Annotated in this window: 9 protein-coding genes and 2 pseudogenes; 4 read left to right on the forward strand and 7 right to left on the reverse strand. The window is 35.0% G+C overall.

Annotation, left to right across the window (positions count from 1 at the left end; all coding sequences use genetic code 11):
* Positions 1-206: 206 nt before the first annotated feature.
* Positions 207-695: an NUDIX domain-containing protein gene (locus C9J34_RS00700; protein ID WP_107837933.1), complete on the reverse strand. Its 489-nt coding sequence runs from the start codon at positions 693-695 to the stop codon at positions 207-209.
* A gap of 228 nt (positions 696-923) precedes the next feature.
* Between C9J34_RS00700 and C9J34_RS00705 the strand changes: the two genes are divergently transcribed.
* Positions 924-1,631 (forward strand): class I SAM-dependent methyltransferase, encoded by a 708-nt coding sequence (locus C9J34_RS00705; protein WP_107837934.1) that lies wholly within the window; start codon positions 924-926, stop codon positions 1,629-1,631.
* 131 nt (positions 1,632-1,762) lie between these two features.
* Positions 1,763-2,494, forward strand: a pseudogene (locus C9J34_RS00710) (class I SAM-dependent methyltransferase); the annotation flags it as partial.
* A gap of 387 nt (positions 2,495-2,881) precedes the next feature.
* Here the strand turns inward: C9J34_RS00710 and C9J34_RS00715 are convergent.
* The 3 genes from C9J34_RS00715 to C9J34_RS00725 all read right to left on the reverse strand — a co-directional run bounded on the left by C9J34_RS00715 (position 2,882) and on the right by C9J34_RS00725 (position 5,182).
* Positions 2,882-3,220, reverse strand: a complete 339-nt coding sequence (locus tag C9J34_RS00715; protein ID WP_107837935.1) for a cupin domain-containing protein — start codon at positions 3,218-3,220, stop codon at positions 2,882-2,884.
* 67 nt (positions 3,221-3,287) lie between these two features.
* The gene (locus C9J34_RS00720; RefSeq protein ID WP_107837936.1) at positions 3,288-4,271 is read right to left on the reverse strand and encodes an ABC transporter substrate-binding protein; all 984 of its coding nucleotides are present in this window, start codon (positions 4,269-4,271) and stop codon (positions 3,288-3,290) included.
* A gap of 83 nt (positions 4,272-4,354) precedes the next feature.
* The gene (locus C9J34_RS00725; protein ID WP_107837937.1) at positions 4,355-5,182 is read right to left on the reverse strand and encodes a helix-turn-helix transcriptional regulator; all 828 of its coding nucleotides are present in this window, start codon (positions 5,180-5,182) and stop codon (positions 4,355-4,357) included.
* A 796-nt stretch (positions 5,183-5,978) separates the two neighbouring features.
* Here C9J34_RS00725 and C9J34_RS00735 point away from each other — a divergent pair.
* Positions 5,979-7,577, forward strand: a complete 1,599-nt coding sequence (locus C9J34_RS00735; protein ID WP_193768840.1) for a leucine-rich repeat domain-containing protein — start codon at positions 5,979-5,981, stop codon at positions 7,575-7,577.
* 196 nt (positions 7,578-7,773) lie between these two features.
* Here the strand turns inward: C9J34_RS00735 and C9J34_RS00740 are convergent, their stop codons facing one another.
* Genes C9J34_RS00740 through C9J34_RS00750 form a run of 3 tightly spaced genes read right to left on the reverse strand, consistent with a single transcriptional unit; the run spans position 7,774 to position 11,279 of the window.
* Entirely contained in the window at positions 7,774-9,552 is a 1,779-nt protein-coding gene (locus C9J34_RS00740; protein ID WP_107837940.1) for an aminopeptidase P family protein, read from the reverse strand.
* Complete coding sequence (eutH, locus tag C9J34_RS00745) at positions 9,542-10,657, reverse strand: ethanolamine utilization protein EutH (RefSeq protein WP_107837941.1); 1,116 nt, start codon at positions 10,655-10,657, stop codon at positions 9,542-9,544. The genes C9J34_RS00740 and eutH overlap by 11 nt, the downstream gene beginning before the upstream one ends.
* Before the next feature lie 40 nt (positions 10,658-10,697).
* A complete protein-coding gene (locus tag C9J34_RS00750; protein WP_107837942.1) occupies positions 10,698-11,279 on the reverse strand; it encodes a helix-turn-helix domain-containing protein in 582 nt (193 codons plus the stop codon).
* Positions 11,280-11,554: 275 nt separating this feature from the next.
* On the opposite strand from C9J34_RS00750, the pseudogene C9J34_RS00755 reads away from it, so the two are divergent.
* A pseudogene (locus tag C9J34_RS00755) lies at positions 11,555-11,703 on the forward strand (IS3 family transposase); the annotation flags it as partial.
* Between the last annotated feature and the right edge of the window lie 46 nt (positions 11,704-11,749).

Here is an 11,749-nt window from a genome sequence, read left to right on the forward strand (position 1 = left end):
CTATTTCGTTCCACTCACTATTTTGATGTGGGGGTCTTACAGCCTGTTAATACGAGATAAATAAACACTATGAAAACCCGCCCTCTTGTAAAGAGGACGGGTTCTTAGCTTTACTAGTACAATTGAAGGGCGCAAGAGGTTGCTTCGTATAATTCCTGCTCTATACTTCCTTCCATACCATATTTCTGTTTTTAATTGAATAAAGATTACTTTACGTTTATTGCTTCTTTCAATATTAATAAAGAAAGCTCATGGTCACTAATAACATATTGAACTTCTTCTGGCTCCACCCATATTCGAGCGATCGTTTCGTTCTCTCGAAGGAAGGGATGACACTTTTCTATATCCATTCTATAAAATAGTTGATAGCCAATAAGAGGATACTTTCCACTCTCAACAAACAAAGGATTCTCTTCGTGATTAACTTCAATGGCTCCGAGATATTGAATATTCCCTTCTACATAAGCCTCCTCGTACGCCTCTCTTAGAAACGTTTCCTCGGGACTCTCTCCTTTTTCAACATGCCCGCCCGGAATACTAAATCCCCTTCCTTCCACATTCACCAATAAGATATTCCCTTGATAGAAGCAATATCCATGAACACTTGTAACTTTTTGAATATCCATAGCTTTATTAGGGAGCCAAGTAAGTTTGACTCTATGTCCTCCCCAATTAACATATATTTGATTTGTCATTTGTTTTCATTCCTTTATAGAGTAAATTGAATAATGGACTATCTAGAATTATTTCAAAACGCGATTTTACCATCATTTTTAATAAAATTCTCCACCATAGTACTAAATGAGATTTATATTTCTTATCGACTTCTCTTGCAAGAACCATATTTTTTAAAGTTCATATTATACAAGAAAGCATATTCGCGCCCGCTTAACTGCTTACCTTTCGAAAACAGATGAAAGAAGGTGGTCATAATTCAACATTCCAAGTATCTAGATTTTTTATCTAAGCTCGGTATTGGGGGAGCACACCCTGGTGGTATTAATCTAACAAAGGAAATCTTCAAGAGAGAAAACATTAACAGCAATTCTCATATTCTAGATGTGGGATGCGGTACTGGTCAAACCGCTGCCTATTTAGCTTACAAATATGGCGCAAACGTAACGGGCATAGACATTAATCCAACAATGGTTGCCAAAGCCAAGAAGCGCATGCAAAAAAATCACTTACCCGTACAAATAATTCAAGTCTCAGCAGAAAAAATTCCACTTCCAAATCATCATTTTGACTTTATTATTTCTGAATCTGTTCTTTCTTTTGTAAATAAACCTAGAGCCCTTAAAGAAGTTTTTCGGTTATTAAAGAATGGCGGTCGTTTCATTGCAATTGAACATACGATTAATCAGCGACTAAAGGAAAAAGAGGAAAATGAAATCAAACAATTTTATGGATTTGATTCCCTTACAATGAAAAAGGATTGGGTAGCCTTAATGAAGCAGGCCGGTTTTGAACATATTCGCATACAAAAAAATACTTCCATTGATTCAGTGCCTGACCTCCATTATTCAGATGATCTTGAGCTTGGATTTTATGAGATTATGGGGAAACACTTTGATATCCTGTCCAGATATGAGGGGAAATTGGGCTATCGAATTTATTCATGTACAAAATAAGTTGAGCTTTTGCTTAAAGTTGTTAATCACAATAATAAAAGCCATTTAAAACGTTGATATATCAGTGTTTCAAGTGGTTTTTCCCTATATAACTAAGGATAGAAACTTGAAGGATGAATAAGGATGGCTGAGAAAAATCCGCAGAACGTTTTTATGGTAGAACAGCCCTTCCAGAATATGGACCCTTTTCTTTAAATGAAGAACAACTTAATTTATTCGGACCTATTACAGGTAAAAAAGTTTTGGATATCGGATGTGGTAGCGGACATTCTTTGCAATATATGGGAAATGAAGGTGCTCAAGAATTGTGGGGGGTAGACCTTTCAGCCAAACAGATTGAAACAGCTGAAAAATTGCTGTGCTCTCAAAAAAGTCAAGTAACCTTGTTCGAATCGCCTATGGAGGAGAATCCAGGATTACCACTTGAATACTTTGATGTAGTGTATTCTATTTATGCATTAGGATGGACTGTTGATTTACACAAGACATTGTCGAATATCCATAACTATTTAAAGCCTAGTGGCATGTTCATATTTAGTTGGGAGCACCCTATTCACGATCGCTTGACCTATGAAGATTCATCATTCATTTTTAAAAAATCCTACAATATAGAAGGACCCGAATATAATGAAGCATGGCACAGTAATGTTGTCATTCACCATAGGAAATTAAGTACATATATCAATACTCTAATAGAAGCTAACTTCACCATTGAGAAGGTAATCGATGATGTTGTATTACCGACTACTATTACAGAAGATCCATCGAAATGGTACTCAACTCAAAAAGCTACGATTGTTCCAGCTACATTTATAATAAAAGCTACAAAACGTGATAGTAGCCACCATTTAATAAATGCCTAATTTTCGAAAAAACCTTACAAAACAACCACTTAGATTTTCTCTAGTGGTTGTTTTCATAAATCTTACTTATTTATGATAAAGTTCTCCATGATGTGAGTTTTGGTTAATCATATATCTCCACCATCAATTAATTCTATTATATTTACTATTTTGCTATACATCATTACTTCATCAGATTGTATCCACCATGCACTCAATGGATGATATGAAAGTTTCGGTCCATCAAAGTAGTGGATACACTTACATCCATAATCATCCTTCCTTAATCGACAAATTTCTCAACAAGGGGCTGCACCGTTTAACGAGGCAATGTCACGTGAATCATTTTCTCATACATTGAATTCGTACCAGTAACAAACACTAAATCTAAGTAGCATTGGCTGCTATTTATTCTGACTCAGTATCGCCAGTGTTTACTGCGCCTTTAGGCTCCACTAACATGATATGGCATTCTTTTTCAGCGAAAGGCTTGTGATCGGCTCCTCCTGGAACAATAAACATCTCTCCCTTGGAAATTTTCACCTGACCATCACGAAAAGCGATGAACATTTCTCCTTCGAGCACAATAAATACCTTGTCGGCGCCTTGATGCTCATGCCATATAAAATCCCCAGCAATCTTGACTAGCTTGAATTGAAAGTCATTTATTTCACCGACAACTTTCGGAGACCAAAGCTCATTTAATTGAGACAAATTCTCATTTATATTTATAACTTGGTAGGACATAAACATCTCTCCTTATTATTTATTGACCTTCTTGACGCTGTTTGTTTTTCGAATTAAATACTTCGTTTTATTGCTTTTGCAGGGCATTTGTTATATTTTGCAAAGCGTATTCGATAGCTAATGGACCACCAGTAATGGCAGAAGTATCCATCAAATGAATATTCCCTTTCCTTACGGCGTTCAGATTATTCCATACATTACTTTGTTTTAATTCACTCATTAATGTTTCCTTTTTTGTAATGTCACCTATAAGGAAAATATGGTCTGCTTGAATAGTTGAAATTCCTTCGAACGCAGTAAATTGATTATTATTGCCCTTAAATGTAACATCTGGTGTAAGCCCCAATCCTTTTTCTTTATCGAATGCAAGTGTATATACAGGATTTTCTTCACCTAGAACATTAAAAGTTTTTCCATCCCAAGACAATACAAGTGCTACTGACTCTCCTTGAATCAATTTTAATGCTTCACGCCCAGTTGTAATTTCTTGCATCATTTTATCAATTACTTTTTCCGCTTCGTCTTCTTTTCCAATAATCTCTGCTACTGTACGGAGGCCGTATTGCCAGTCATCATAGATGTCCTTAGATTTCAGCGTAATGACTGGCGCAACTTTTTCTAACGAATCATATAATTTTTCATGATGTTCCGTTGCTAAAATATAATCAGGCTCAGTCGATAGAATTTTTTCAATACTTGGAGACAATTTATCTCCTAATTCTTCAGTTGAATCCAACTTTCCATTTAAATAAGATAAAGAAGATAGATACTCTTTTTCAGTAGAAGCTGCAGGCGGCTCACCCAATGCAACTAATATTTCAGGATAAAAATACCATAGAGAAGCCATTTTTTCTGGTTTTTTCTCGATAACAATTTCTTTACCTAACGCATCCTTAATTGTTCTTGGCCAATCAGTTGCATCCACATTAACTGCTGATGTAGATGTGTCTTCTGCAGCTACTCCGTTATTTTCAACAGACGTTTCATTGCAACCTACTAATATGCCTGCTAATAATAGCGTTGAGAATACCAGTCCTTTAATCTTTTGCATCCGAAATTCCTCCAACAAATTATCTTTGATATGCCATTAGTATAGTAAAGTACTTTTCGGATTAGAATGGATGCTTGTTGAAATTAGCATGGATTATTGATGAACTTCTCTCGATATTCAGTAGGGGAAATACCCAATTGTTTCTTAAAAACTCTACTAAAATAAAAAGGATCAGTAATTCCAACAGTTTGCGCAATTTGTTGTACAGGTGCATCACTTGTAAAGAGCATTTCTTGCGCCATGTTTATACGATATTTTAATAAGTATTCTGCTGGGCCCATACCTGCATGTTTTCTAAATACATAAGAAAGTCGATTTCGATTCACGTTATATTGTTCTGCAAGCAAGGAGATTGTAAGGCTGTGATAATAGTATTCATGAATATAAGAAGATACCCGTTCGAATAAAGTATGTGATTCACAGCTATTTTGCCTATTAGCAACACATAATAAGGCCTCATTCAGTACATCACGAAACAGCATTTCGGTCTGAAACATTGAAATGCCTCCGCGCTGATTATACACATGCCAAAGATGCATAATTAATTCGATAAGACGAGGAGATTGTCCAGTCAATAATTCAAAATGCTGATGAGAAAAGCTTGACTCCTGTAGCTCTGAGTTACATATCCGGTATAAAACAAGAATATATTCCCAATTTGCATTACCAAAATTTTTTTGATCTAGTTTCATTTTTGCACCCCCATGCACAACTTTTCCTGGCGAAAAGATATAAGGCGTGCCATTAAATTGAAATTGTATCTTTCCTGTAAGTGGAAAAACAAATCCTGGAAAAGAATCTGTATAGTCTGCGTAAGGCACACCTGAATTTCTAGCATATCGATATACTCCTTCTACTTGAAAAGGAGTTTGTGCTAAATGCTCAGCTAACTGATTAACGTCAATTTTCACATTGCATACCTCATTTCAAAAATAGTGAATTCATCAAAATTCTGCCACTAAAATATGGCAAGGAATCATAAGGACTCTCGCCTCTTTCCACGTTATTGAAAATGATTATCATTGTCAATATATAAATCACAACCAACAGTATAATGTAATATACCCATTATGAGATTTTATCATCTAACAATTGAGGGCATTCAGCCTAGCTATACGGTTGGTCAGTTTAGTATGCACGCAAGAGAAATACCATAAATTAGAATCGGCCTTAGAGTTGATAAACAAGGAAAAGTTACGCAAGTTCCTACATAGATAAAGTGAACCTTCAATCAGTGGGGGTCTTACAGCCTGTTAATACGGGATAAAATTAGATGTATAACATTATTGTGAATCAAATCGATTGCCTCAACGTCATCATAAGCTTTGAATACTCGATATCCTTCATTTTCGAAATAAATACTAATAGCTCTGACGGTTTCTTTATCATCACAAATCAAAATGTTCAACTACATTCACTCCCCCATCTCTTTAGGCTCATGTGATTACCCCTATCAGATTCGTATAAGGATATAGTGCTAATTAAATCTTAACAAACGCACACAGTAATTCTTAATATTTTCTTAGTGTTTTGGGAGATGTATTGCTTGTGTGGAATACAAGACGTGAAGTTGGGGGAATTTCAAATTATGGAGGAGCTTTAATACTTACATACGAAATGGTTCAATAATTTTAAAATTATTTTTGAAACTTTTCCCTCATTCTTCCGTCTATACGGCGCATAAAACGATTGAGGAGGATGAAGGGTATGAAGAAATTATGCATGGTTATCGCTGTAGTTATATTCTGTTTTGTTTTCATCGGTACGAAAGTATCTGCTGCAGGAGTACAAGCCTATGGGGATGTGTTGTATGAAATTGTAACAAAGCCCAACGGAAAAAAAGAAGTGATAATCGTTGGCAAAAATGGCTTACAAAAAAACATCGTCATTCCAGCCACTATTAAAACTTATCCAGTCACTGAAATTGCTAGCAGTGCATTTTATACACCAGCGTCTGATTACTGGAGTGAAACGGTACCAATAAATAAAAATGAGGCTTATTTAGCACAATTAATTACTAGTGTGACGATCCCAAATTCAGTTAAGCGCATTGGACATAGCGCCTTTTTAAACAATCAACTAACTGACGTACAACTACCAGCAAATTTAGAGGAAATCGGGAATGATGCATTTTCTGGAAATCAATTAACAAAAATCACGTTACCAAGTAAATTAAAATCAATTGGTCTTAATGCATTCTCGTCTAACAAGCTCACTACGATTACAGTACCGAATTCTGTCACGTCGATTTTAGGTGATATTGTTTACGGCAACCCAATTAAAAGCTATACTTTACCAGACCATTTGCAAATCAAAAAAGATAAACTATACCAAGATTTATACTATACAATCGTAAATAATAACGGCAAAAAAGAAATTAAAATTACTGGCTATAACCCAAAAACAACAAAAACGAAATTGACTATCCCTGCAAAAATTAATAATATACCCGTTACTGAAATCGGACATTTTGCCTTTACACCATATTTAACACCGCTTGGCTTAGAGGAATATGATTATACGAAAAAAGTTGTGAGTCAATTTTCGCTACCTAATTCAATTCGAAAGATTGGCATATCCGCCTTTAATAGTACAAATTTCAATCAAAATATAGAGGTGGCGCTACCAACAAACCTAGTGGAAATTGGCGACTACGCATTTGCTAATAACAATATGTCCAATGCAAAAAAACAGTTCATCATCCCAGCCAAAGTCAAATCAATTGGTAAGAAAGCCTTCCTTTATAATCAACTACGAGGGGTGACAATACCTAACTCCGTCACGACGCTAGGTGAAGGTGTCTTTAGTTCCAATTCCATGAACAAGGTTGTCATTGGTAGCGGGGTAACTAGCATCCCAGATCATGCGTTTTTCGGTAATAAAATCACGATGTTAACATTATCTAAAACATTACAAAGCATTGGTAATAGCGCATTCGCAGTCAACCAATTACCGCGCCTAGTATTGCCAAATAATGTCGTGCATATCGGCGCAAACGCATTCAGCCAAAATGTCATTACATCTGTTTCCTTGCCTAATAAACTAGCAACTATCGAGGCAGAAACATTTACTCATAACAAACTAAAAACCCTAGTAGTACCAGTTAGTGTAACATCCTTTGATTTTAGCTCTGTTTACAGTAATTCCATTCAAAGTGTTGTTCTAAAAGGTAGTAAAACAACTGTGAAAAGATCGTATACTGACCATAGCATTAAAGGTATTTATACAGACGCAGCTCACACGAAGGCATGGTCAGCTTGGGATGCTTTACAAAATAAACCTGTCACGTTATATATGCAATATTAAACAAAAAAACTGACTTACATTCATATCTGTGAATCTGTAAGTCAATTTTTTATTTGAAATCAATGTTCGTTTTTAACTAACTCAACTCCTAAAATGGTCTTGGAACCTGCAATAGGTAATGAACAAGTTGAGTTTTATATTTCAAAACGTTACAGCTAAATTAAATGACTTCATAAAAATATAAAGCGCCGAAACTTTAAATTTCCCTCGTTTCTTTCCTTAGCCACGCTCTCTCTTCTTCATTTAAATAAGGAGCTAGCTTTGTGTATACCTCTTGATGATAATGGTTTAACCATTGCTTCTCACTCTCTGTTAGCATATCTTTATTAATACCGGCTAAATCAATAGGACAATATGTGATTGCTTCAAACTTCATAAATTGACCGAACTCTGTTTTCTCGTCTTCAACTACTAACATCATATTTTCAATTCTAATTCCGTATTTCCCCTCAAGGTATATTCCCGGTTCATTCGTAATAATCATGCCTTTTTCTAACACAACATTATTATGATCGTTTCTTATGCTTTGTGGTCCTTCATGAACATTTAAGAAAAATCCTACCCCATGGCCAGTCCCACATTTATAGTCAAGGCCATATTGCCAAATTGGTTGTCTTGCTAAAACATCTAAGTTTGAACCTGTTGCTCCGTATAAATATTTTACTGCGCTTAATGCAATAAACCCTTTTAACACCAAAGTAAAATCTCTTTTTTGTTCATCGGTAAGTTTTCCTAAAACAATCGTTCTTGTAATATCTGTTGTTCCATCATAATACTGTCCACCTGAATCAATTAAAAAAAGACCTTCATTCCCCAGCGTAAATTGGGTATCTTTATCAGCTTTATAGTGCATCATCGCAGCATGCTCTTTATAACCTGCTATCGTATCAAAGCTAAGTCCAACAAACCCTTCCTGCCCCCTTCTGAAATCTTCCAATCTTTCTTCTGCTACAATCTCTGTAATTTCCATATTAACTACAGCGTTTTTTAGCCATTTTATAAACTTCACCATGGCTAAACCATCTTTTATTTCACACCATTTTAAATTTTTTATCTCAACTTCATTTTTAATAGCTTTTAAATTCGTTGTGATGTTCGAGTGTTCAATTTTCTTTGTAGTGCTGTTAATGGCATTATATAATCGAATATTTGTTTTATTTGTATCTAGAATAACAGCGTCTCTGTCTGAAAGATTTTCTAATACTGCGTCTATTTCAGCACTCTCTTTTAACTCGATTCCTTCAGCCTCCAGTTCTAATTTAACCGAAGAAGGAACCTTGCAAGAATCAATAAATAAATAACATGTATGCTCTGCTACGATTACATTAGCTATTACAATGGGGTTGTTTGGCACATCTGCCCCTCTTATATTCAAAAGCCATGCAATATCATCTAGAGAAGTTAAAATATAATAATTTGATCCTTTATTTTTCATCTCTTCTCTTACTTCATTTAATTTTGCTACTCGTGATTTGCCTGCATATGTTACGTCATGCGTAAAAATTAATCCTTTTGGAATCTCCGGTCTACTTACCCATATATCATCAATTAAATCTTGATTCATTTTTAATGCTATGCTCTTTACTTGTAAATCTTTTTCTAACTTTTTTACCATATTAATTGAAAAAACATTGCCATCAAACCCCACAGTGCTCCCTTTTTTCAGAACATCTGCGAGCCATTCTGTATAAAAAGGTACCCCTGGGTCCATCATTCTAAATAATCGGATGCCGGAGCCCTCAAGTTGCTTTTCAGCTTGAATATAGTATCTGCCATCTGTCCATAACCCAGCATCCTCTAATGTAATGACTACAGTACCTGCAGACCCTGTAAATCCTGATACCCATTGTCTGCATTTCCAGTGCTCTGCTACATATTCACTCTGATGTGCATCAAAGCTGGGAATGATATAAGCATCCAGTTGGTTTTCTTTCATCAGCTGCCGTAACTTTTCGACCCTATCTCTAATTTTCATTACTAATACCTCCATTTTCTTTAACACTGAATTCTTTATTTTCACCCTCAAACAGCCAGACAGCCAATACTATACTAATGATTCCAGCTGTAAGTTTTGCTATTATAAATGCGCCTATCATTTCTGGCGCTACTCCTGACACAAATCCAAGTTGACCACCAAATACAAATGCGCCACTAACTCCAAAGGCAGTACTTACCACTTTTCCTTTAGGATTCATGTCCTTAAATGTTCCAAATATCAACAAATTACTAGCTAAGCTTCCTAGAATTCCTGCTACTGACACTGAATTAATGCCAAACTTTTCCCCTATTTTTTCAAATATATTTTTAAATATTCGATTAATTAATGCTAGCATGGGATATGCTCCACCTAAAACAAGTGCAATCTTGGCAACGATAACAGTAGATTCAGAAAGTGGTGCTAATCCTGAGACAAGACTTACACCAAATATCACATTTATACCTTGTAAAAGTAATCCAACTATACTCAAACTCACTATAAGCTTTCCAAATACATTAAAAACTTTTATAAAAACATGAGGAACTTTTAATAATCCTAGCCCTAAAATAAAGGCAAAACAAAATATAGGGACCAAATTCAAAACTAATAGATTAATATTTATTTTTTGCCATAAACCCGCTGCCAGACATCCTATTGGTATAGTAATAATTCCAACCAAGACACCTTTAGAAAAATATTTTTCATCTTTTTTAGAAAGCATTCCTAACGCGACAGGTATTGTAAAACTGATTGTGGCTCCTAAAGTAGACGCAATGATAATTCCTGAAAATGCTCCCATTTCTTCTGTCAATGCTAGCTGAGCAGCCATTTGATAGCCCCCCATATCTACAGCTAAAAATGCCGCAGGAACTATAGAGGGATCTAGATGAAAAACACGACAGATTGGAATAATCACAACAGATAAAAAATTTGTAAATATAGGAACTAAAGAAATGATTCCTATCATACCAAGCCCTAAAGTCCCCATAGTCTTTATGCCTTCTTCAAATTTCCCACCCAGTTTTAAATAATTTCCGGTAATATAATCAATAGCGCCAATTACAAAAAAAGAACCAATTAGATATAGTATTAATTTATCCATTGTTATAATCACTTTCTATTAACTTTGTATACTGCCTTTACTAGTCAGCACCTGTATTATCAAACCCTTTTTGGTAGATATAATTAGGCGTATTAACAGCTATAAGCTTGACCTTTTTATTAGTGTAATTAGCCCAATTGTGTGCAATACTTGATTCCATATGAACACTGTCACCAGGATATACTTCATGCCTCTTATCATTTATGTAGACAGTTAATATACCCTCTAAAACATAAATGAACTCTTCTCCCTCATGCTTATAGGATAATACTTCTTCATCTTTCTTTTGAGGTAGAATTTCTATAAGCCTCGGAACAAGTTGTTTATTTTCCAAACCTGTACTTAAACTATACTTAATAAAACCGCCTTCTACTGAATCCATTATTTCTTGTTCATAACTTCTCAAAACCATATCTTTCCTTTTGAGTGGGTAATCGAAAAAATGTGTTAAATGCACCCCCAAAGTATTAGCTAGCTTTTCAAGTGAATCAACTGCTATAGTAGTAAGTCCTCTTTCTAATTGAGAAATAAATCCAACAGATAATTCACTTTTTTCACTTAACTCTTTCAAAGTAATTCCTTTTTCAGTCCTCAATTTCTTTATTTCCATTCCGATATTCATCATTTCACTCCTAATTTCATTTTTATGAATAATATAATGCATTTCACTGTTATAAACAATGTTTCGTGAAAATTATTTCATTTTTATGAAAAAACCAATTAGCATTATCATATATTCTCCCAAAAAAAGTCTGCATAATCACAATCTCTAGCACAAAAAAAGACACTTGATCTATTAGATCTGTGCGCCTAAATGGTTCAATATAGAAAGTGTTATCTGAGGAAATTAAGGGGAAAGTAACCATTCATACAGATGATGCTATCAGAATTCAAATAGATGAGGAAAACTTAACAGAACTGGATCGTTTACGTAAAGAAAATCAACGCTTATTGGTGGAGAATGATATTTTAAAGCAAGCGGCGCTGATCATGGGATGAAAATAAATGTGATTCGTCATAACCCTCACAAATATTCGGTATCAGCACATGGTTTTTCTGTGACGAAAGCGTAGCGTCAGTCACAATGTGTGC

This window comes from Metasolibacillus meyeri (assembly GCF_003049505.1).
Taxonomy (GTDB): domain Bacteria; phylum Bacillota; class Bacilli; order Bacillales_A; family Planococcaceae; genus Metasolibacillus; species Metasolibacillus meyeri.

Bases quoted from the DNA above. Each gene is read 5' to 3' on its own strand.
- C9J34_RS00700 (WP_107837933.1), bottom strand. From the start codon at position 695: ATGACAAATCAAATATATGTTAATTGGGGAGGACATAGAGTCAAACTT.
- C9J34_RS00715 (WP_107837935.1), bottom strand. From the start codon at position 3,220: ATGTCCTACCAAGTTATAAATATAAATGAGAATTTGTCTCAATTAAAT.
- C9J34_RS00720 (WP_107837936.1), bottom strand. From the start codon at position 4,271: ATGCAAAAGATTAAAGGACTGGTATTCTCAACGCTATTATTAGCAGGC.
- C9J34_RS00735 (WP_193768840.1), top strand. From the start codon at position 5,979: ATGAAGAAATTATGCATGGTTATCGCTGTAGTTATATTCTGTTTTGTT.
- C9J34_RS00740 (WP_107837940.1), bottom strand. From the start codon at position 9,552: ATGAAAATTAGAGATAGGGTCGAAAAGTTACGGCAGCTGATGAAAGAA.
- eutH (WP_107837941.1), bottom strand. From the start codon at position 10,657: ATGGATAAATTAATACTATATCTAATTGGTTCTTTTTTTGTAATTGGC.
- C9J34_RS00750 (WP_107837942.1), bottom strand. From the start codon at position 11,279: ATGAATATCGGAATGGAAATAAAGAAATTGAGGACTGAAAAAGGAATT.